Below are 21,176 nucleotides of genomic sequence, written 5' to 3' on the forward strand. Positions count from 1 at the left end.
ATGCTCAGTCCGGGGGTCCAACTCGGCAACCGGTACCGCCTCGACGAGCGGATCGCCAGCGGCGGCATGGGTGACGTCTGGCGCGGCACCGACCAGGTGCTCGGTCGTACGGTGGCGGTCAAGAGCCTGCTCCCGGCGTTGCTGGACGAGCCCGGCTTCGCCGAGCGGTTCCGTGGCGAGGCCCGCACCATGGCCACGATCAACCACCCCGGCGTGGTCGACGTCTACGACTTCGGCAACGACCAGCACATCGCCTTCCTGGTGATGGAGTACGTCGAGGGCGATCCCCTCTCGGCGACGCTGAGTCGGGTCGGCCGGCTCACCCCGGCGCGGACCATGGCGCTCGTCGCCCAGGCCGCGGACGCGCTGCACGCCGCGCACGTGAAGGGCATCGTGCACCGGGACGTGAAGCCCGGCAACCTGCTGGTCCGCCCCAACGGCACGCTGGTGCTCACCGACTTCGGCATCGCCCGGTCGGATCTGGTCGGGCAGCTCACCGCGGCCGGCTCGGTGCTCGGCACCGCGTCGTACATCTCCCCGGAGCAGGCCACCGGCCAGGTCGCCACCCCCGCCTCCGACGTCTACGCGCTCGGCGTGGTCGCCTACCAGTGCCTCGCCGGCCGCCGGCCCTTCGAGGGTGACAACCCCCTCGACATCGCGATGCGGCACGTCCGGGAGACGCCCCGACCGCTGCCCGCCGACATTCCGCCCCAGGTCCGCGCGCTGGTGGAGCGGGCGTTGGCGAAGGACCCGAAGGACCGTTGGCCGAGCGCCGCGACGCTGGCCGGAGCGGCGCGGCAGTTGAAGACCGCGCTGTCCCGGCAGGCCCGGGCCGGTGGGCAGGCCGCACCGATCTCCGCCGCGCCGGCCTCACCGGCACCGGGGCGCGCACAGGTTCCGCCGCCGCAGGCACCGCGTCCGGTGGCGGCCCCGCACTCCCCGGCCCCCGCGCACCCGCCGGTCATGGGACACCGACCGCCGCCGAGCCACCAACCGGCTGCCCCGCACCGTCCCACCTCGGTGGCACCGGCCGTCGGCGGCTACCCGCGCGGGGCGGCCACCGTCCCGCCTGGGTACGCTGCGCAGCCCGGACCGTCACGCCCGGTACCTCGACGGTCACGATCCGGGATGGTCTTCCTGGCCATCATGCTGGGCGCACTGGTCCTCATCTGCTCCGGCGTGATTTCCTACCAACTGCGGAACAACCTCGGCGTGGGAACGCCGGGGGGAGCTTCCGTACCAACGGTGACGTCCGACGCGCTGCGGCCTGACGGGCGAGACGATCTGGTCGATACGGCGTACCGTCGACTGGATCAGCCCCGACCGGGCGGCGACGTGACGACGACGAGCGAAGGACGACAGACGCGATGACAGCGCAGGCCCGCCTGCTCGGTGGCAGGTACCAGGTCGGCGAGCTGCTCGGGTACGGCGGCATGGCCGAGGTGCATCGCGGCCGTGACCTGCGGCTCGGTCGGGACGTCGCGATCAAGATGCTCCGCGCCGACCTGGCCCGGGACGCCACCTTCCAGATGCGTTTCCGGCGGGAGGCGCAGAACGCCGCCTCGCTCAACCACCCGGCCATCGTCGCCGTCTACGACACCGGTGAGGAGCAGGCGCCGACCGGCGAGACGCTGCCGTTCATCGTGATGGAGTTCGTGAACGGGCGCACCCTGAAGGAGGTGCTCGGCGCCGAGGGCCGGTTGCAGCCCCGGCGGGCGCTGGAGATCTCGGCCGACATCTGCGCCGCGCTGGACTTCAGCCACCGGCACGGCATCATCCACCGCGACATCAAGCCGGGCAACGTGATGCTCACCCAGACCGGCCAGGTCAAGGTGATGGACTTCGGCATCGCCCGCGCGCTGGCCAGCGGCGCCACCACGATGACGCAGACCAGCGCGGTCATCGGCACCGCGCAGTACCTCTCCCCGGAACAGGCGCGCGGCGAGGCGGTCGACGCCCGCTCCGATGTGTACGCCGCCGGCTGCGTGCTCTTCGAACTGCTCTGCGGGCATCCGCCGTTCGTCGGCGACAGCCCGGTCAGCGTGGCGTACCAACACGTGCGGGAGGCTCCGCCGACCCCGAGCGACCTCAACCCGGACGTCAACCCGGCGGTCGACTCGATCGTGCTGAAGGCGCTGTCGAAGAACCCGTTCAACCGCTACCAGAGCGCCGGGGAGATGCGCGCTGACCTGCTCCGGGCGGCAGCCGGCCGGCCGGTGATGGCGACCCCGGTGATGCGCGAGGACGAGACCGTGGCGATGGCCGCGGCCGGCCACCCGGGCTACCCGACGGGGGGCGCGACGCAGACCCGACAGATCCCCGCCCGGGTGGGTGATCCGCGTCAGCGCAAGGCGTCGTCCTGGCTGATTGCCACGTTCGCCGCGCTCGGCGTGCTCGCGGTGATCGCCCTGGTCGCCGCCCTGCTGCTGAACCAGCGCGACGACGAGCCGCAGGACATCGCGGTGCCGACGGTCACCGGGCTGAGCCAGGCCGACGCGTTCGCCCAGATCGAGCGGGACGGTTTCGTGCCGGCACGGGGCGAGCCGGAGTTCACCTCCGACTGCAAGGAGGGGACGGTCACCACCCAGTCCCCGCCCCCCGGCGAGCGGGCGGAACGGAACAGCACGGTGACCGTACGCATCTGCGGCGGCAAGCCCGAGGTGGAAATCCCGCGCGGCCTCGTCGGCAGCACGCGGGAGGCCGCGCAGACGCAGCTTGAGAATCTCAACCTCAGGGTGAAAGTCGAGGAGGACGACAACGCGGCCACCAAGGGCCAGGTGTTGGAGGTCGACCCGCCGTCGGGCGAAAAGGTCGCCGAAGACACCGAGGTCACCTTGACCGTCTCGAAGGGCAACGTGGCCACGGTGCCGTCGGTGATCGGCCTGCCTCAGGCGGAGGCGAAACGGACCCTGGAACGCGCCGGCTTCGACGTCGAGACCGAGCTGGGTCCGGAGCGCCCTGCGGATGAGGCCGGGCGGGTGGTCGACCAGAGCCCGAACGGCAACACCGAGCGCACCAAGGGCAGCACGGTGAAGATCGTCGTGTCGGTGCCGGAGCCGGAGGAGGATCCGGACCCGGCGACCCAGACCCCGCCGACCACCGGTGCCCCCACCACGCCGCCGCCGGACGATGACGACGACGGTGGCGGTGGCGGTGGCGGGATCCTGCCGTCCTTCGCCCCGTTCCGCCTCGGTCAGGAGTGACGGGGGCAACCCCGCCGGTCGACCGGGTGAGACGTCGGCGACGCCGCCTGCTCCTGCTGGCCGTGCCGGCGCTGGCCGCGCTGCTGGTCGCCAGCCTGCCCTGGCTCTGGACGACCGCCGGTGCGCGCGGCCACGTCCACGCTGCCGCCGAGGCACCGGCCGCCGACGTGGTGATCGTGCTGGGTACCGCCGTGACGGAGGACGGCCGGCAACCGGGCGTCCGGCTCGCCGGTCGGCTGGAGATCGCCGCCGAGCTGGTAGGCAGCGGTAAGGCCCGGGTGGTGCTCGTCTCCGGCGACGGCGCGGGCGAGTCCGGCGACGAACCGGCGATCATGGCCGCCCACCTGACCGAACGGCTCGGCGTGGACCCGCAGCGCGTCGTCGCCGACCCGCACGGCCTGGACACGTACGACAGCTGCCTGCGGGCCCGTCAGGTTTACGGGATCGAGCGTGCGCTGATCGTCACCCAGTCCTACCACCTGTCCCGGGCGGTGACGCTGTGCCGGCACGTCGGCATCGACGCCGACGGGGTGACCGCCCGCTGCTCGGGCTGCGGCACCGGCCTGCTGGTGCGCAAGGCGGCCCGGGACTACCTCGCCAGCGGGAAGGCGGCCTGGGACGCGGTCCGCGACCGGCCACCGGCCGTCAGCTCACCCGCCGGCCCCGCCATTTCCGACGCCCTGACCCGCTGACCGCCCTGCGGCTCCGCCCGATGACACCGGTTACGGTCTCCGGTCGTGACGCTGCCGGAGCGCCCACGGCGGTCGATGCGTCCCTGGCGGAATGCGGGATCCGGGAGGCTGTGGGCGTGATCTGGCTGGCGGTTCGCTCCTGATCACCAGGACCGGCGGGCCGACCGCGAGACCTGATCCTCAGGTGGTGGCGAAGGCGGCCCGGCGACGGGCGTCGACCTCGGCGGCAAGCTCCGGGGCGCGTTCCAGCGCTTCCGGGTGCCCGCAGGCGGCGAGCCAGTTGGCCAGCATCAGGTGCCCGCCCTCGGTCAGCACCGACTCGGGATGGAACTGGACGCCCTCGATCGGCAGCGTGCGGTGCCGCATCGCCATCACGATCCCGGAGGCCGTCCAGCCGGTCACCTCCAGCTCGGCCGGCAGCGTCTCCCGCAGCACGGCGAGCGAGTGGTAGCGGGTCGCCGTGAACGGATCGGGCAGCCCGGCCAGTACGCCGGTGTCGTCGTGCCGGACCTCCGATGTCTTGCCGTGCAGCAGCTCCGGGGCGCGGGTGACGGTCGCCCCGAACGCCTCGCCGATGGCCTGGTGACCCAGGCACACCCCGAAGATCGGCAGCTCGCCGGCGTACTGGCGGATCACGTCGAGGCAGATGCCGGCCCGGTCGGGCGTGCCCGGACCCGGGGAGAGCAGGACACCGGCCGCGCCGACCCGGCCGACCTCGGTCACCTCGATCTCGTCGTTGCGGCGCACCTCACACTCCACGCCGAGTTGGCCGAGGTACTGCACGAGGTTGAAGACGAACGAGTCGTAGTTGTCGATCACCAGGACGCGCATCGGGCTCACTCGTCCTCGTCCGGCGGCGGCGTGTTGTTCCGGTCGGTGTCGTACGGCAGGTCGTGCTCGTCGCCCGGTGGGGCGTCGTCGACCGCGCCGTCGTCACCGGGCCCGACGTCGCCGTCCGGTGCGCCCGGTACGCCGGAGTCCTCCTGGGTGACCTGCACGTCGTCGAAGGGCAGCAGCGGTTCCGCCCAGGGAAACACCACGTACCACAGCAACGCCACCATGGTGGTGGCGAGCAGTAGGCTGCCGACGAGCTTGCCGGGCAGCCCGAAGGGCAGCTTGCGCCAGATCCAGGCGTACATCGTCAGGTCCCCAGCTCCGCCGGGCGTCCCTCGGCCTTCGGCTGGGTACGCGTCAACTCGGCGTGAATGATCAACCGCTCGTAATTGTCGAACTTCGGGTTGCAGGTGGTCAGGGTCAGCATCCGTTTGGTCGGCTTCTCTCCCGGCCGACCCGGCACCGGAGCCACCACCTCGACCTGGGTCGGCTTGACGACCAGGCTCTCGGTCACCTGGTAGACGTACCACTCGTTGCGGCCCTCGACCAGGATCGGATCGCCCTCGCGCAACTCGTCCAGTCGCCAGAAGGTGGCCCGGTTCCGGTGCCCGGCCACGGAGAAGTTGCCGACCTGGCCCGGCATGGCGCTGTCCGGGTAGTGCCCCGGCGCGTACCGGATGTCCTGCTGACCGACCCCCTCGACCACGATCCATTCCTTGTCGAACTTCGGAATGTAGAGGCCGGCGATCGGGGTGCCCTGCACCGCCGGTTTCGGCTTGGCGGACGGGCTGGCCGACGCGGACACCGTCGGGTCCGTCACCGGCTCGGGTGCCCACGCCTGGGCCAACTGCTCGCTCAGCTCGCCCTGGTGGGCGTCGACGATCGCCGACTTGCCCCAGATCTCGTAGCCGGCGAAGAGCAGCACCACCAGGCCGAAGGTGATCAGCAGTTCGCCGCTGAACCGGAGACCGGTGCGTACCCGGGACCACAGCGACGGCCGGGTCAGCTCCGAGTAGACGCTCTTGTAGCCCTCACCCGTCTGGTGGGGGCGCAGTTGCACCACCCGGTCGCCGCGCCGCGGCTTCGGTGCCTCGGCGGGCTGGTCGGCACCGTCCGATGGTTCTTCGCTCCTGGGCGGTCGAGGTACGGCACCCATCAGGGCGGTCGAGTCCAGTACCGGCGGAGCGCTCGGCCTGGCTCCGGTAACCGCCGGGATGAGAGCGGTCGCCGCCGGGTCGGCCGACCGGCCCGGCGCGGACGGCTGGCCCGACGCGGAGGGTTGGCCGGGTGCGGCAGCTTGCCCTGGTGCCGTCGGCTGGCCGGATGCCGCCGGGCGGGCCTGCTGACCCGAGGTGGGGTTGATCGGACGGTCCGTGGCCGCCGGGCTGCCCGGCACGGCCGCGGTGCCGGGATGGCCGTTCGTCGCCCGAGTCGCCCTGGTCGACTCCGTCCCCCGGCCGCCATCAGCCGAGCCGGCGACGTCGCCGACCTTCGGTATCAGTGCGGTCGGGCCCTCACCGGACCAGTCACCCTGACCGGGTGCGCGTTCCGCCGACTGCCGTGCCGGCTCGACAGCGGGCGTGCGCCGACCTTCAGCCGACCAGGACGGTGTGGCCGGCGGCTGACCTGGCACCGCCGGGTACGCCGGGCCGCTGCGGCCGGGCCGGTCCTCGCCGGTCGGCTCGGGGCGCGCCACATGCGGTGCCGATCTGTCCTGGCCAGCCTGCGACGGCTGCATTGGTGGGCCGTTCGGGCCCGGCCGTCCGGGATGCGATGGCTGCGCCGCCCCGCTGTTGCCCGCCGGTCCGAGGTACGGCGCGTGCGGTGCCGGCGCTGCGCCGGCAGGCTGCGCGGCACCGGGGCGCGGCGCGTGCGGGGCCGGAGCTGCCAGACCGGCTCCGGGATGCGGCGCGTGCGGGGCCGGAGCTGCCAGACCGGCTCCGGGACGCGGCGCGTGCGGGGCCGGGGCTGCCGGGCCGGATCCGGGGCGGGGCGTCTGCTCGCCGTAGGGTGCCCCGAACTGTGGTGCCGGCACGGGCTGGGACGACTGCGCTGCCGAACCGGACGGTGGCGTGGCCGGCCGTACCGCGACAGGTTGCGTGGTCTCGGCGGGCTGTCTCGGCTGCTCGCCGTTGGGCCGGACCGGGCCGCCGCGGGGTTGCGCCGTTCCGGTGCCGGACCGGCTCGGACCGGACGATTGGGCTTGGCTGCCGGGCCAGGGCGGCGGGGTGCCGGCGGCCTCGCCGATGTCCGGTCGGGCTGCGGTGTCGGCCGGACTCGGCCACCCCGGCCGGCCGGCGGTGCCGGTGGCACCCGGGTGACCGGCGTCCGCGCCGGCCGGGCGGGTGCTGCTCGGCTGTTGCGGGTCGCCCGCACCCCGGGCGGGCTGGAAGGCGCCGTGCCACGGCGTGGGCCCCACCGGAATGTCCGGCTGACCCGACGGCAGGGGCACGCCATGCCACTGGTCGTTGTCTCCCGCGCTCTGCGGCCGACCGGATGCGCCACGAACCGGACCGGGCACCGAGTCCCACTGGTTCGCCGTACGGTCGGGATCCGCCGGACGCTGCCCATTCGGTGCCGGATCCCACTGGTTGGCACCACGACCGGTGCTCGCGGGGGTGTCCCACTGGTTCGCCCGGTGGTCACTGGTGGGCGCGGTGTCCCGACGTCCGGGCGCGGTCGGCTGCTCCTGGCCCGGGCCGGCACTTCGGCGCTCGACCGCCGGCGCGCCGGCCCGCTCCGGCGCCGCGGGTGCGGTCCAGCCGCCCGGTGTGCCCGGTCCGGCCGTGGTCCGAGCGGGTGATTCCGCCGGTGGTGCCGGGTCCCATCGGCCGGAGCCGGCGGGCGAGGTGGGCTCGGCGGTCCCGTCGAAACGACCGGAGTTGGTCGGCCGCTGGCCGTCCGGCGGTCGGCCCCCGGCGGCAGCCTGATCGGTCGGCCGCGGAGCTGCGGTCGGTGGCGGGTCGTGCGGTGCCGGGGACGGTCCGGACCGGGTGGGCAGCACCGGGTCGGGCCAGGCTCCCGCCGCCCGGGCGCCGGCGGACTCGGCCCGATCGACCTTGGGTAGGAAGGCGGTGGGCTCGTCGGTCTGGTCGCGGTGCCGACCGTCGGACTGCGGGCTCACCGCGGGCTCACTGCGGCACCGCCGGCACGGTCGCCGAACGCAGGGTGGTGGAGTCCTCGAAGGCGGGCACCGTGACGTTGCCAGCGGTCTCCGAGTAGCCAAGTTGGTAGTTGTTGACCGCGTCCCTGAACCACCGGACTCCCTCGGAAGCGGCGAGGGCCTGCCGGAGTGCGGCGGGATCGCCAATTGCTACGATCTTGAAAGGTGGGGAGTACACCCGGCCGTGCAACAGCAGGGTGTTACCCACGCAGCGTACCGCGCTGGTCGCCAGGACGCGCACGTTCATGATTGACATCGCCTCGGCACCACCGGCCCAGAGCGCGTTGACCACCGCCTGCACGTCGCCCTGATGGACGACCAGGTCATCGTTGGAGGCTCCTTCGGGCAGGTTGCTCAACTGCGGCGCGTCGTTGAGTTCGACGGTCAGACCGGGGCCGGTGAGGGCGGTGAAGCCGGCCTCGGCCCGGTTGGCGTCGGCCCGCTGCTGCTGTTCCCGGATCGGGCCGTTCGAGTTGGCCAGGACGGCCGTCCGGCTCTCCACCTCGCCGCGCAGCGTGGCGGCGCGCTGCTCGTTCGCCGCCACCTGCGCGCGCCGATCCTCGATCAGCTCGGTCAGTTGGGGTCGGCGGTCCTCCCGCAGGGCGGTGCCGCCGGCCGTGGTGGCCGTCGTGGTGAACAGCAGGCCCGCGGCCAGGGCGATCAGCGGCACACCGACCGACCAGAACGGGCGGCGCTGACGTGGCCGCCGAGGCAGCAACCCGGCGACGAGTCGTCGCAGCGCCTTCTGCCACGACGCTGCGCCGGACGTGTACTCCACGGGCCAGTCCCCCTGCTCTTCCGCTCCGACGCTACCCGGTGTGGGGCGCGGCGCCGGTCGTCCTGAGTCCGATTTCCAATGCTGCCCGGTACCGGTCTCACCTCATTCGTGGATCGGACGGGTCTTCCGGACTACGCTAGCTGTCGAACATTATTGGCCATGGACCGTCGCCCTCGCGCCCGGTTGTCAGGCCGGACGAGGTCGTAACCCCTCTGGAGAGCGCCGTGCCCAAGTCTCAGGTCCGCAAGAAGAAGGTGTACACCCCGCCCACGGACGTCCGCCCGACGGCGACGACCGCGGCAACCAACAAGCCCAGCCCGGTGTGGCTGCCGGTTCTGGCGGTGTCGCTGATCGTCTTCGGCATCGGCTGGCTGGTGGTCTACTACCTCTCCGAGCAGGAGTACCCGGTCATGGAGCTGGGGTACTGGAACCTGGCGGTCGGGTTCGGCGCGATGGTCGCCTCCCTGATCGTGCTCTCCCGCTGGCGCTGACCCGCAGCTCGAAGCCGTGACTGCCCGGCACCACCACCGGCGGCCCGCCCGAGCGGCGGTGCCGCCGGCCTCCTAAGGTGTGCGCAGGGCAGCGTGGCCCGGAGTGCGAGATGACTCACGTTACTGCTGGGTAACCTTGCGCGTAGGCTGCACTGCATGACCGAGCGGAGCGAGGTCATCGACCGATCAGGTTGAGGTGCGGCGGCGTTGGGTCGACCGATCGCACCGACGCCCCGGTCGCCGAGCCGCTCGACAGGCAGCAGACCGGGAGGCCAACTCGATGGGCAGCGTCCAGATCGTCACCACGATCCTCGCGGCCGCCATCACCGCCGTTGCGGTGTGGCTTGCGGTACGCGCGGTCTCGAAGATGGTGGCCGTCATCCGGCTGGGTCAGCCCGATCCGACCCGTTCCGGCGACAAGGTCAGCCGCACCAGGACCATGCTGGCCGAGACAGCCGGGCACACCCGGATGCTCCGCTGGAGCGTGGTGGGCGCGGCGCACTGGTTCGTGATGGTCGGCTTCATCGTGCTGTCGCTGCTGGTGCTTGAGGCGTACTTCGAGGTGGTGTCGCCGACCGGCGGGCTGCCGCTCATCGGTTCCTGGACGCTCTACGGGCTGGTCACCGAGTGGATCGGCATTCTGGGCGTGGTCGGCATCGGGGTCCTGATCGCGATCCGGGTGGCGAACCGGCCGAACCGGGCGGGACGCCGGTCGCGGTTCACCGGCTCCACCATGTGGCAGGGCTACTTCGTCGAGGCGGTCGTCCTCGCCGTACTGGTCATGGGTTTTCTGATCCGCGGCTTCAAGGTGGCCACCGACCACTTCGAGTACCCCACCTGGGCCACCCCGCTCAGTCACGCGGTCGGTGCCCTGCTGCCGGGCTGGGAGTCCGGTGTCAGCGTCGCCGCGCTCATCAAGATCTCGATCTCGATGGTCTGGGTCATCGTGATCTCCCTGAACGTGACGATGGGTGTCGCCTGGCACCGTTTCCTCGCCTTCCCCAACATCTTCTTCAAGCGCAAGCCGGGTGCGGCCGGCTCCGGCCTCGGCGCGCTGCGGCCGATGATGAGCGACGGCAAGCCGCTCGACTTCGAGGAGGCCGACCCGGAGAAGGACCAATTCGGCGTCGCCCAGGTCGAGCAGTTCACCTGGAAGGGGCTGCTGGACTTCAGCACCTGTACCGAGTGCGGTCGCTGCCAGTCGCAGTGCCCGGCGTGGAACACCGGAAAGCCGCTGTCGCCGAAGCTGCTGGTGCTCAGTCTGCGTGACCACGCGTACGCCAAGGCGCCCTACCTGCTGGCCGGTGGTGGCAAGGACCTCACCGGTGAGGAGAAGGCCACTGCCGCGCAGCTCGCCCACCTCGACGTGCTGGCTCTCGCCGAGGCGGAGAAGCCGCTGATCGGCGACGCCGAGTCCGGCGGCGTCATCGACCCCGACGTGCTCTGGTCCTGCACCACCTGCGGTGCCTGCGTCGAACAGTGCCCGGTCGACATCGAGCACGTCGACCACATCGTCGACATGCGCCGCTACCAGGTGCTCATCGAGTCCAGCTTCCCCTCCGAGGCCGGCGTGATGCTGCGCAACCTGGAGAACAAGGGCAACCCGTGGGGCGCGCCGCAGAACACCCGGGAGGACTGGACCAAGGGCCTCGACTTCGAGGTGCCCCGGGTCGGCGAGGTCGAGGACTTCGAGTACCTGTTCTGGGTGGGCTGTGCCGGTGCGTTCGAGGACCGGGCGAAGAAGACCACCCGGGCCGTCGCGACCCTGCTCAACGAGGCCGGCGTCTCGTTCGCCATCCTCGGCGAGGGGGAGACCTGCTCCGGTGACCCGGCCCGCCGGATCGGCAACGAGTTCGTCTTCCAGATGCTGGCCCAGCAGAACGTCGAGACCCTGAACGAAGCGTTCGAGGGCCGGGAGAAGGCCAAGCGCAAGATCGTCGCAACGTGCCCGCACTGCTTCAACACCCTGGGCAACGAGTACGGCCAGCTGGGCGGCGAGTTCGAGGTGGTGCACCACACCCAGTTGCTGGCCCACCTGGTCGCCACCGGCAAGCTCACCCCGGTGCAGCCGGTCGACGGCGGCGTCACCTACCACGACCCGTGTTACCTGGGCCGGCACAACCGGGTATTCAGCCCGCCGCGCGAGGTGCTGGGCAGCGCGATCGAGGGTGAGCTGACCGAGATGCCGCGTAACAGCGAGCGCTCCTTCTGTTGCGGTGCGGGTGGTGCCCGCATGTGGATGGAGGAGCGCATCGGTAAGCGGATCAACGTGGACCGGGTCGAGGAGGCCATGTCCACCGGGGCGAGGACGGTCGCCGTCGGTTGTCCGTTCTGTTCGACGATGCTCACCGACGGGGTGAACGGCAAGGGTGCCGGAGAACAGGTCGAGGTCATCGACGTGGCCAGCGTTCTGCTCCGCTCGGTCAAGCCCGAGCAGGTCGGCGGCGCCGAGGAGACCACGCCGGTGGCCGGCTGACCGGCCCGGACGCACCGGGCGGGGCGGCACCCCTATCCAGTGCCGCCCCGCCCGGTTTTGTATTGGCGTACGTGACTATAACGAATCGGCCGACACCCTTAGTGTGCGTACCGTCGCGCAAAGGTGAATGAGCCGTTGGTCGCCTTGATTCCCCACCTACCGTTCCCTAATGTGGGGCACCGACCGCCATGGGTCGTCGGATCCCGCCACTTACCTCTCGCGGGACGCCCGGTGGTCGGTTGCAAAGGAGACGCTGCCGGTGGCAACCATGCCCCTCCATCGTCGTGCGCCGGGACGATCCCGTCCGGGTGGCCTGCGTAGGGCCGCCCGCGGGCTGGTCGTCCTGGTAGCCGCCGCCGCGGTCGGTGCCGGCCTGCTCGCCGCCCCCGCGTACGCCGAGCCCTCGGTCGACGAGATCGAGGCCCAGATCGACAAGCAGTGGCAGAAGCTGGAGCCCACCATCGAGCAGTACAACAAGGTGCGCTCCCAGCTGCGGGTCAACAAGCAGAAGTCGAAGAGCCTGGAGAAGAAGATCCAGCCGCTGGCCCTGGAGACCGAGCTGGCGATGAACCGGGTGGCCGACCTCGCCTCCCGCTACTACATCACCGGCCCGTCCAAGGAGATCGGTGTCGTCCTGCTCAACTCGAAGCCGAACGAGCTCGGCGAGCAGATGGCCTTCCTCGACCGGCTCGCCTCGCAGGAGCGCCGCGAGCTCGAAGGCGTCATGAAGATCCGCAAGAAGTACGACGACCAGAAGGCCAAGCTCGACGCCCTGATCGCCGACCAGGAGGCGAAGCAGAAGCAGCTGGCGGCGAAGAAGAAGCAGATCGACGCCGAGATCAAGCGGCTGGAGAGGTCGCTGCCGGTGACCACGGTGAAGACCACCAACTGCCCGACCATCAACGGTGTGGTCAGCGACGCCGCCCGCACGGCCATCCGGACCGCGTGCGCCCAGGTCGGCAAGCCGTACGTCTGGGGCGCCACCGGCCCGAACTCGTTCGACTGCTCGGGTCTGACCCAGTACGCGTACAAGGCCGCGGGCATCTACCTCACCCACTTCACCGGTGCCCAGTGGAACGAGGGCAAGGCCGTCTCCCGCGCCGACGCCCGTCCCGGCGATCTGGTCTTCTTCCGCAGCGACGTGAGTCACGTCGGGTTGTACCTGGGCAACAACCAGATGGTGCACGCGGCTCGCGCCGGCAAGCCGGTGAACGTCTCGCCCATCACGACCATGCCGGTCGCCGGTTTCCGCCGACCCGGCTGAGCCGCCACCGCGTCCGCTGAGCGGTCGCGCAGGAACGCCCGAGGGCCCCCGGTCAAGTCGACGGGGGCCCTCGCCACTGTCGGATGTAAGCACCCACAGTGACGGTGTGGATCTGTTGCGTATCGACGCCGATCGTCCCTACGCTGGGCAATCGTCGGCCGCTGGCAGGTCCGCCCAGCCCGGGCGGTAACGGTCCGACACCGCCGAATCGCTCGTCAGCGAGCCGGGGAACCAGGTACCCGGGGTGAATCCGTGCCGGTCACGGTAGGGCGCCCCTTCCCGCCCGAACCCGTCAGCTAACCCGGTAGGCGGTAGCGGAAGAAGGAGTGCTGAGCCCGGTGGCAGACCATGCCCCGCGGCCACCGTCATCGCCGCCGGCAATGCCCGGCCGATCGACGGACTCGCCGCGTTCCAGCTGGTACCGCTGCATCATCGCTGGCCTGGCCGCGACCGCCGTGATGCTGGTCGGCGGCGCGACGGAGGCCCGGGCCGAGCCCACGGTCGCCGACATCGAGCGCCAGATCGACGAGGACTGGAATCGGCTCGAACCCGTCATCGAGCAGCACAACGCGACCCGGCAGGACCTGGCCGGCAAGCGGCGGGAGGCGGACGCGCTGGCCGCCAGGATGGCACCGCTGCAACGCCAGGTGGCCGAGGCCATGGACCGGGTCGGCAAGCTCGCTGCCCGCGCGTACAAGGGCGAACAGGTCCGCTTCGTCAACACGCTGCTCGGTAGCCGGTCGCCGGGCGAGGTGGTCGAGCAGCTCGGCCTGCTCGACCGGTACGCCCGCGTGCAGCAGCAGGACGTGCGGCACGCGAGTGACCTGCGCGACGAACTCGCCGAGACCAAGGCCGGCCTGGACCGCACGATCGGCGAGCTGACCCGCACCGAGGCCGATCTCGCCGAGCGGCGGCGACAGATCGACGCCGAGATCGACAGGTTGCAGCGGCTCCGGCTGCGGGCGTACGGGAAGGGTGATGGTGGCCCGCTACGGCCGGCGCCCTGCCCGGCCAGCTACCCGGGCGGAGCGGCCGGCGAGGCGGTCACCTTCGCCTGCGCCCAGATCGGCAAGCCGTACTCCTGGGGCGCCGAGGGGCCCGACGCGTACGACTGTTCCGGGCTGACGTTGGCCGCCTGGTCGCGGGCCGGTGTCGCACTGCCGCACAACGCGGCGCGGCAGCGTCGGGTCACCAAGTCGGTAAGCCGTGGCGCGCTGCGCCCCGGCGACCTGGTCTTCTACTACCGGGACCTGCACCATGTCGGGATGTACGTCGGCGGCGGCTGGGTGGTGCACGCCTCCCGGGCGGGTCAACCGGTCAAGATGAAGCGGCTGGACAGCAGCCCGGTGCACAGTTTCGGCCGGCCCGGCTGAGGATCGCCGGTGTCAGCGGGTGGGCCACGTGCGCCAGCTCTGCCAGGCACGACTGGGCGTCGGGCCGCGCTGACCCTGGTAGCGGGAACCGTAGACGGCCGAGCCGTACGGGTGCTCGGCCGGTGAGGAGAGCCGGAAGATGCAGAGCTGCCCGATCTTCATCCCGGGCCAGAGGGTGATCGGCAGGTTTGCCACGTTGGACAGTTCCAAGGTGACGTGACCGGAGAAGCCGGGGTCGATGAAGCCGGCGGTGGAGTGGGTGAGCAGGCCGAGTCGTCCCAGGCTGGACTTGCCTTCGAGGCGGCCGGCGAGCTGGTCGCCCAGCGAGATGACCTCGAGCGTGGAGGCGAGTACGAACTCGCCCGGGTGCAGCACGAACGCCTGGCCGTCGGGCACCTCGACGGCCGAGGTGAGGTCGTCCTGCCGGGTGGCCGGGTCGATGTGGGTGTAGAGGTGGTTGTTGAAGACCCGGAAGAGTTTGTCCAGACGTACGTCGATGCTGGAGGGCTGCACCAGGGTGGGCTCGAACGGTTCGAGCGCCAGGGTGCCCGCCTTGATCTCGGAGACCAGGTCGCGGTCGGAGAGCAGCATCGCCACACCATAGCTGCCGGTATGCGACACGCGTGTCGGACTACCCGCTTCGAACGTGTGTTCGATAGGATGTCGGCATGGCTTCCTGGTCCGAATTCGCCGCTGACGAGCCTCGACTCGCCAACGGGATCCGCCTTCTCATGCAGCAGTACGGCCCGGGCTTCGGCTACCTGGCCACGGTCCGCGCCGACGGCGGACCCCGGGTGCACCCGGTCTCCCCGGTGATCACCGATGACGGTCTCTACTGCTTCGTCATCGACTCACCGAAGCGGCGCGACCTGGAACGCGACGGTCGTTACGCGCTGCACTCGTTCCCGCCGGAGGAGAGCGACGACGAGGCGTACGTGGCCGGGCGGGCCCGGCCCGTCACCGACGACGCCACCGTCGCCCGGCTGGCGTTCGCGGCGCGGGCCGCCCCGCACGCCGACTGGCGCCTGTTCGAGTTCACCGTCGACGTGGCGATGTTGGCCCGACGGGAGCAGTCGGTGGCTGGGCCGAGCGAGCTGGCGTCGCATCCGGCGGTCCAGGTCTGGCTCGACCCGGCGGGCGCCACACCCCAGGCCACGCGCCCGGTGCCGGCCCACTCCGGGCGGCATCACCGCCGCGCCGCCTGACCCACACGCACAGGTGCCGGCCCCGTCCGACGGAGCCGGCACCCGCGGTACGCGGTGCGACGCTCGCGCTACGCCGCGCGGTAGGAGTTCCAGGCGTTGATCATGCGGGTGGCCTGGCCCGAGGTGAACTGGTACATGCAGCCGTCGTACGAGTAGTCCATGAAGTTCGTGATCGGGTCGAGGCCCGAGCTTGAGCAGGTGTCCCGGCCGGTCGGGCAGCCGCTGGCCGGCGAGGCCTCGGCCGGGGTGTCCGACACCTGGTCACCGCTGCCCGAGCAGCCGCCCTGGAAGGTGTGGTAGAGGTTCAGCCAGTGGCCGACCTCGTGGGTGCCGGTGTCACCCTGGTTGTAGTTGGTGGCGGTGCCACCGGGCAGTGACTCGCTGAGCACCACCACGCCATCCATCACGTTCAGGTTGCGCTGCGGGAAGGTCGCCCAGCCGAGCAGGTTGTTGCTGAGCGCGCCGAGGTAGATGTTGAGCGTCGCCTTGTTGCCCTGCCGCAGCTGGGTCTTCATCTGCCGCTCGGCCGACGAGCCCTGCCGGATCGGGTACCACGACGAGTTGGTCACCCGGTTGATGCTCTGCAACTGGAACGCGAAGGCGGTCGCGGCGCCACCCGTCGCACCGCTGAACGACTGGTTGAGCACGTTGATCTGGGACTGGATCATCGAGTCGGGGATGTTTCCGCCGGCCCGGGTCGTGTCCCGGCGAATCACGTGCACCACGACCGGGATGGTGACCGAGGCCGCAGCGGCCTGGGCGCTCAATGCGCGTTGGCCAACTCGCTTGGCGCGCTCTTGCAGGATGTCGGCGAACTCGGCCTCGCGTTGGTGCACCTGGGCGAGGGTCAGCTGGTTCGGATCGTGCTTGACGGCGCTGCCACCCTTGGCCCGGGCCAGGGTGCCCGTCTGATCCTCACACACCTCGTCGGCTGTGAAGGCGGCCGCCGCCGGGCTCGCGGTCGTGGTGGCGGCCGGCAGGAGGCCGACCGTGGCCACGCCGAGCACCAGTGCGAGCGACGTCGATGCGATGCCGGCCGTACGCCGGTTCAGCAGGACGGGACGCAGTCCCATATGCCCACCTCTTTCTGGCGACGCGACCGGGGGTTGTGTCGCGTCGTGCGGAAAACGTGGGGCAGACGTTACAACCGATAGACAGATTTGAACACGGCCATATGTTGCGGTCATGAAACTTCTCGCCGGCCCAGTTCAAGATCCACGCAGTTTCGGGGATGTTGCTGCCGCCGACCCGCCCCGACACAGCAACTTCGGGGATCTTGCTGTCTGAGACCGCCCTGGCGCGACGCGCGGCGTGAGGGGTGGGGGCCTTGGGTGCATCCGGGTGAGGGCTCGGGTAGAGTGATCCCGCTCGCGGGTGTAGTTCAATGGCAGAACATCAGCTTCCCAAGCTGACAGTGCGGGTTCGATTCCCGTCACCCGCTCCACGCACGAAGGCCCTGGCCAGGACGCGAGTCCCAGTCAGGGCCTTCGAACTGTCCTGGTCGCGAGCCGGGACCCCGGCGGTCGTCGGCCTTGGCAGCCATAATCCCACCATGTCCGACTCCGCACGTGGTCTGGTCCTGAAGCACTTCCGATGGATCGAGGGCCACGCTGACGTGTGGGCGATATTCCGCGATGCCAAGGCACTGCGTCATGTCGTCGCAGGTCTGGTCGAGCCGTTCAGGACCTCGGATGTCACCGCCATCTGCGGGATCGAGTCCCGGGGGTTCCTTCTCGGGGGCGCCGCGGCTGTGGAGTTGGGCGTCGGCTTCATCCCGGTGCGCAAGCGTGGCGGGCTGTTTCCTGGCGACAAGATCACAGCGGTGGCCGAACGGGACTACCGCCAGCAGTCGCACACCTTGCGCTTGCAGCGATCCTCACTTGGCCCACACGATCGGGTTCTGCTCGTGGACGACTGGATCGAGACAGGCAACCAGGCGCTCACCGCCAGACAGCTGGTCGAGCAGGGCGGCAGCAGCTGGGTGGGGTGCAACGTCCTGGTCGATCAGCTCCATGATGATCGACGGGCGGCACTCGGCACGGTGCTGAGCCTGGTGCGGGCCGACGAGCTGCCGGTGTGGACCGGCTAGCACCCCGTGCGAGGGCGACGGGCCGTCCACCGGCACCCCGTCCGCCGATGCCGGCGGTGTCACCACCGAGACCCGTACCATCGTGATCATGCGGATAGGCATCGTGATCCTGCCCGACCAGCGCTGGTCGGTGGCGCGGCACCGGTGGCGACGAGCCGACGAGTGGGGCTTCGACCACGCCTGGACGTACGACCATCTGGGCTGGCGCGACCTGGTGGACGGGCCCTGGTTCGACTCGATGACCACGTTGACCGCCGCCGCGACGGTGACCAGGCGGATCCGTCTCGGCACGCTCGTCGCCTCACCGAACTTCCGGCATCCGGCGGCCTTCGCCCGGCAGGTGACCGCACTGGACGACGTCTCCGACGGGCGGACGCTGCTCGGCCTCGGCGCGGGCGGCATCGGGTTCGACGCCGCCGTCCTCGGCGGTGAGACGCTGCCCCCACGGCAACGGGTGGACCGGTTCGCCGAGTTCACCGAGTTGCTCGACACCATCCTACGGGGAGACGGCACCACCTGGCGGGGTGACTGGTTCGCGGCGGTCGACGCGCGGAGCAGTCCGGGCTGCGTGCAGAAACCCCGGGTGCCGTTCGTGGTGGCCGCCAACGGACTTCGGTCGATGCGGATCGCGGCCCGCTTCGGGCAGGGCTGGGTGACCACCGGGCCCGCCGTCGACGACCTGGGCGACTGGTGGACCGGGGTGGCCGAGTTGGCCAGCCGGCTCGACGCGACCCTGGCGGCGCAGGGACGGGATCCGGCCAGTCTGGACCGCTACCTCTCGCTGGACTCGGCTCCGGTCTTCTCGTTGAGCAGCGCGCAGTTCTTCGCCGATCAGGTGGAGCGGGCGGCGAAGCTCGGTTTCACCGATGTGATCACGCACTGGCCACGGGCGAGCAGCTGGTACGCCGGTGACGAGGCGGTCCTGGTGGAGGTCGCCACCCGTCTCCTGCCCGAGCTACGTCGCTGAGCCGGCGCACCTGCGGATCGGTGCGGTGGCGCGGAGCCGCGAGCCGGAGGGCGGCTCAGGTGCCGAGGTCGCCGGTGGCGATGCCGCCGGCTCCGGCGGACACCAGGCGGAAGCGCACGCAGACGACCTCGCTGTCGTCGGTGACCGGGGTGCCGACGCGAGCCCAGTAGGCGGCGTGTCCGGCCCGCCACTCCTCGATCGAGCGGTCGCCCTCGCCCTCGGCGCGGGCGAAGTCCCACGGCACCTCGGCGAACCGGGTCACCTCGACGCCGGTCACCTCGACGACGGCCACCAGCGCGTCGGCGTCGTCCACGAGGACCAGCCGCTCGCCGACGTGCTCAAGTTCCTCGTCCTCCTCGGCGTACTCACTGAGCAGGCCGGCGGTGGCGGTCTTCACGCCGGCCAGCACCAGGGTGTTGAGGCGCGACCGCAGGTCACCGGGGGTGCCGAGGGCTAGTGCGCGGAGACCGCCGATCCGTGGCCACATCCTGTCGAGGCTACCGCCCGGTCCCGCCGCGACATCGCCGACGTTCCGGTACGCCGAGCCGGTCCGCCGGGGCGCGATTGGGGGTACGGTCGATGGCCGACGACAAGGAGATGTCCATGGCGGACCGACGCGCGGTGCTCATCCCGGGACGCGGGTACGACACCCGGTACCCCCTCTTCCTCTACCTGGGCGAGGCACTGCGCCGGGTCGGTTTCGGGCTGCACGGGATCTCCTGGCAGGTGCCGGAGCACTTCGACATCGACACCATCGGCAGGTGGGTGTGTGACCAGGTCTCCCCGACCCTGACCGAGCGGACGGACCTGCTGGTCGGCAAGTCGCTCGGCACCCTCGCCGCGCCGCTCGCGGCAGGCCGGGGACTGCCCGCCGTCTGGCTCACCCCGTTGCTGCACCGGGGTGACGTGGTCGACGCGCTGCGCCGGGCCACCGCCCCGTTCATCCTGGTCGGCGGTACCGCCGACTCGTCCTGGGACGGTGGGGTCGCCCGGCGGCTCACCCCGCACGTTTTGGAGATCCCCGGTGCCGACCACGCGCTGATGGTGCCCGGGCCGCTGGCCCGGTCCGCCGAGGCGCTCGGCCAGGTCTGCACCGTGGTCGAAGACTTCGTCCGCTGACCGCCGTACCCCCTGCCTGCCGTTGACCATGACGTTGTCGTCGCGACACGCCGACGTGTGGGACAACAACTTCATGATCAACAGCATGGGTCAGGGGTGGGTCAGGTGGGCAGGTCGGGGGTGGTGAGGAGGGCGGTGATCCTCAGTTCGGCCGCCACCGGGGGTGGGCAGGTGGCGACCACGGCGGCGGTGCCTACCGGGTCCGCTCCGCGGGCCGCGCAGATCTCGTAGACCGCGCGTACCTGGGCGGCGGTGTCCACCCAGTCGTCGACCACCAGTACCCGGTCCCCGGGGCCCAGGTGCCGGTCTCGCACCGCGAGGTCCACGCGGCGACCGCGGAAGTCGGGATGACTCTGCGCCCAGGTCAGCGAGCCGGTGGGCAGCCGTCCGTCCCCGGGCTTGTGTGCTGCCACGAACCCCACGCCAAGTGCGGCGGCGGCCAACGGCCCGAGCAGGTACCCGGTGACCGCCGGGGACACGACCACCGTGGGCCGCGTCGCCCGGAACGGCGCGACCAACGCCGGCCCCAGCGCGGCGAGCGTCCCCGGATCCCGCCACCACCCGGAGGTGTCACTGACCAGGTGACTCGCGCCCGGTCCGGGATCGACCCACTCGAACAGCTCGACGAGACGTCTTCTCAGCTCAGCGGGCATGTCACCATCCTGCGCCAGGCACCTGCCGGACACCCGCCCGCCCGGCCCACGTCGGGTCGGATGATTGGCTGCACGTATCGCCATAATTACCGTCATAACGTCATGATCACGTTGACTTCGGAAGTGCTTCTCTCGTTATGGTCCGACCCGGTTTGACCCGCTGAGAAAGGACCGGGCCGGTGGCTGGTAGGCACTCCCGTACCCGCAGGTTCACCTCGCCGGCCGGGCTCACGGCCAGCGCCGTGGTGGCGGTCGCGCTCGCCGTCGGCGGCACCGTGGGTGCCGTTCGGCTGACCGCCGAGTCGGCGCCGGTGCGACCGGCCGCGATCGATCTGTCGCCCACCACCGCGACGAGTGTCCCCGCTTCGCCGAGCGCGTTGCCGACCCCCGGAGTCAGCTCCTCTCCAAGCCCGACGGCGCGCCCGAAGCCGAGCCGCACCGCGCAGGCACCGTCCCGCAGCAAGCAACGTACGGCCAGCCCGAAGCCGAAGCCGACGGCCGAGAAGACGACGGCCCGTCCGGTGGTCGACTCCGGCTCCTGCGGCGCGTCCTTCTACTGGCAGGGTCAGCTGACCGCCAACGGCGAGACGTTCGACCCGGAAGGCATGACCGCCGCCCACAAGACCCTGCCGTTCGGCACGAAGGTACGGGTCACGAACCCGGCCAACGGCAAGTCGGTCACCGTCCGGATCAACGACCGGGGCCCGTTCATCGAGGGACGCTGCCTGGACCTGGCGCGGGCCGCGTTCGGCGAGATCGCGTCGCTCGATCTCGGTCACATCGAGGTCCGCTACGAGGTGCTCGGCTGAGCCGGTGCGGCCCGATCGGCTCCGGCCCAGGATCCTCGCGGCAAGATCCGTCACGTCCGA

20 protein-coding genes, 1 tRNA gene and 1 riboswitch are annotated in these 21,176 nt (G+C 71.1%); of the genes, 13 read left to right on the plus strand and 8 right to left on the minus strand.

What is annotated here, in order from left to right:
- The 3 genes from O7597_RS12000 to O7597_RS12010 are packed head-to-tail and all read left to right on the plus strand — an operon-like array spanning position 1 to position 3,895.
- Positions 1–1,371 (plus strand): serine/threonine-protein kinase, encoded by a 1,371-nt coding sequence (locus O7597_RS12000; RefSeq protein ID WP_281582740.1) that lies wholly within the window; start codon positions 1–3, stop codon positions 1,369–1,371.
- Positions 1,368–3,203: a Stk1 family PASTA domain-containing Ser/Thr kinase gene (gene pknB, locus O7597_RS12005; protein ID WP_281582741.1), complete on the plus strand. Its 1,836-nt coding sequence runs from the start codon at positions 1,368–1,370 to the stop codon at positions 3,201–3,203. Before O7597_RS12000 ends, pknB begins: the two co-directional genes overlap by 4 nt.
- Before the next feature lie 26 nt (positions 3,204–3,229).
- Entirely contained in the window at positions 3,230–3,895 is a 666-nt protein-coding gene (locus O7597_RS12010) for an ElyC/SanA/YdcF family protein (RefSeq protein ID WP_281582742.1), read from the plus strand.
- Positions 3,896–4,075: 180 nt separating this feature from the next.
- Here the strand turns inward: O7597_RS12010 and O7597_RS12015 are convergent, their stop codons facing one another.
- Genes O7597_RS12015 through O7597_RS12030 form a run of 4 tightly spaced genes read right to left on the minus strand, consistent with a single transcriptional unit; the run spans position 4,076 to position 8,670 of the window.
- On the minus strand, positions 4,076–4,726 hold the full coding sequence (locus O7597_RS12015) for an aminodeoxychorismate/anthranilate synthase component II (RefSeq protein ID WP_269740492.1): 651 nt from the start codon (positions 4,724–4,726) through the stop codon (positions 4,076–4,078).
- Positions 4,727–4,731: 5 nt separating this feature from the next.
- Positions 4,732–5,034 carry a hypothetical protein gene (locus tag O7597_RS12020; protein ID WP_210822603.1) on the minus strand — a complete coding sequence of 101 codons (303 nt, stop codon included), beginning with the start codon at positions 5,032–5,034 and terminating at the stop codon, positions 4,732–4,734.
- A 2-nt stretch (positions 5,035–5,036) separates the two neighbouring features.
- The gene (locus O7597_RS12025; RefSeq protein ID WP_281582743.1) at positions 5,037–7,853 is read right to left on the minus strand and encodes a class E sortase; all 2,817 of its coding nucleotides are present in this window, start codon (positions 7,851–7,853) and stop codon (positions 5,037–5,039) included.
- 7 nt (positions 7,854–7,860) lie between these two features.
- Complete coding sequence (locus tag O7597_RS12030) at positions 7,861–8,670, minus strand: DUF881 domain-containing protein (protein WP_269740491.1); 810 nt, start codon at positions 8,668–8,670, stop codon at positions 7,861–7,863.
- Between the two features lie 224 nt (positions 8,671–8,894).
- Between O7597_RS12030 and O7597_RS12035 the strand changes: the two genes are divergently transcribed.
- The 4 genes from O7597_RS12035 (at position 8,895) to O7597_RS12050 (ending at position 14,274) form a co-directional block, all read left to right on the plus strand.
- Complete coding sequence (locus O7597_RS12035; protein ID WP_093409169.1) at positions 8,895–9,161, plus strand: cell division protein CrgA; 267 nt, start codon at positions 8,895–8,897, stop codon at positions 9,159–9,161.
- A gap of 280 nt (positions 9,162–9,441) precedes the next feature.
- Positions 9,442–11,637 carry a (Fe-S)-binding protein gene (locus O7597_RS12040; RefSeq protein WP_269740490.1) on the plus strand — a complete coding sequence of 732 codons (2,196 nt, stop codon included), beginning with the start codon at positions 9,442–9,444 and terminating at the stop codon, positions 11,635–11,637.
- 253 nt (positions 11,638–11,890) lie between these two features.
- The gene (locus O7597_RS12045) at positions 11,891–12,901 is read left to right on the plus strand and encodes a C40 family peptidase (protein WP_281583238.1); all 1,011 of its coding nucleotides are present in this window, start codon (positions 11,891–11,893) and stop codon (positions 12,899–12,901) included.
- A 191-nt stretch (positions 12,902–13,092) separates the two neighbouring features.
- A riboswitch (cyclic di-AMP (ydaO/yuaA leader) is annotated at positions 13,093–13,227 on the plus strand.
- A gap of 54 nt (positions 13,228–13,281) precedes the next feature.
- On the plus strand, positions 13,282–14,274 hold the full coding sequence (locus tag O7597_RS12050) for an NlpC/P60 family protein (protein WP_281582744.1): 993 nt from the start codon (positions 13,282–13,284) through the stop codon (positions 14,272–14,274).
- Between the two features lie 12 nt (positions 14,275–14,286).
- Here O7597_RS12050 and dcd read toward each other — a convergent pair whose 3' ends face one another.
- On the minus strand, positions 14,287–14,865 hold the full coding sequence (gene dcd / locus O7597_RS12055; RefSeq protein WP_093409429.1) for a dCTP deaminase: 579 nt from the start codon (positions 14,863–14,865) through the stop codon (positions 14,287–14,289).
- Positions 14,866–14,942: 77 nt separating this feature from the next.
- Here dcd and O7597_RS12060 point away from each other — a divergent pair, with 77 nt between their 5' ends.
- Complete coding sequence (locus O7597_RS12060) at positions 14,943–15,479, plus strand: pyridoxamine 5'-phosphate oxidase family protein (RefSeq protein WP_332317138.1); 537 nt, start codon at positions 14,943–14,945, stop codon at positions 15,477–15,479.
- 68 nt (positions 15,480–15,547) lie between these two features.
- Here the strand turns inward: O7597_RS12060 and O7597_RS12065 are convergent, their stop codons facing one another.
- Positions 15,548–16,552: a zinc metalloprotease gene (locus O7597_RS12065; protein WP_269740487.1), complete on the minus strand. Its 1,005-nt coding sequence runs from the start codon at positions 16,550–16,552 to the stop codon at positions 15,548–15,550.
- Positions 16,553–16,849: 297 nt separating this feature from the next.
- On the opposite strand from O7597_RS12065, the gene O7597_RS12070 reads away from it, so the two are divergent.
- The 3 genes from O7597_RS12070 to O7597_RS12080 all read left to right on the plus strand — a co-directional run bounded on the left by O7597_RS12070 (position 16,850) and on the right by O7597_RS12080 (position 18,535).
- Positions 16,850–16,923, plus strand: a tRNA-Gly gene (locus O7597_RS12070).
- A gap of 108 nt (positions 16,924–17,031) precedes the next feature.
- Positions 17,032–17,568 (plus strand): phosphoribosyltransferase family protein, encoded by a 537-nt coding sequence (locus O7597_RS12075; RefSeq protein ID WP_281582745.1) that lies wholly within the window; start codon positions 17,032–17,034, stop codon positions 17,566–17,568.
- Positions 17,569–17,656: 88 nt separating this feature from the next.
- A complete protein-coding gene (locus tag O7597_RS12080; RefSeq protein ID WP_281582746.1) occupies positions 17,657–18,535 on the plus strand; it encodes an LLM class flavin-dependent oxidoreductase in 879 nt (292 codons plus the stop codon).
- A gap of 55 nt (positions 18,536–18,590) precedes the next feature.
- On the opposite strand, the gene O7597_RS12085 is transcribed toward O7597_RS12080, so the two are convergent.
- Complete coding sequence (locus tag O7597_RS12085; protein WP_269740479.1) at positions 18,591–19,022, minus strand: ASCH domain-containing protein; 432 nt, start codon at positions 19,020–19,022, stop codon at positions 18,591–18,593.
- Between the two features lie 116 nt (positions 19,023–19,138).
- Between O7597_RS12085 and O7597_RS12090 the strand changes: the two genes are divergently transcribed.
- Positions 19,139–19,654 (plus strand): alpha/beta hydrolase, encoded by a 516-nt coding sequence (locus tag O7597_RS12090; protein WP_210822875.1) that lies wholly within the window; start codon positions 19,139–19,141, stop codon positions 19,652–19,654.
- Positions 19,655–19,755: 101 nt separating this feature from the next.
- Here the strand turns inward: O7597_RS12090 and O7597_RS12095 are convergent, their stop codons facing one another.
- Positions 19,756–20,307 carry a phosphoribosyltransferase family protein gene (locus O7597_RS12095; RefSeq protein WP_281582747.1) on the minus strand — a complete coding sequence of 184 codons (552 nt, stop codon included), beginning with the start codon at positions 20,305–20,307 and terminating at the stop codon, positions 19,756–19,758.
- 179 nt (positions 20,308–20,486) lie between these two features.
- Here O7597_RS12095 and O7597_RS12100 point away from each other — a divergent pair, with 179 nt between their 5' ends.
- Entirely contained in the window at positions 20,487–21,116 is a 630-nt protein-coding gene (locus O7597_RS12100) for a septal ring lytic transglycosylase RlpA family protein (protein WP_281582748.1), read from the plus strand.
- Positions 21,117–21,176 lie beyond the last annotated feature (60 nt).

Origin of the sequence: Verrucosispora sp. WMMC514, from assembly GCF_027497295.1 — a bacterium.
GTDB classification, from domain to species: Bacteria; Actinomycetota; Actinomycetes; order Mycobacteriales; family Micromonosporaceae; genus Micromonospora; species Micromonospora palythoicola.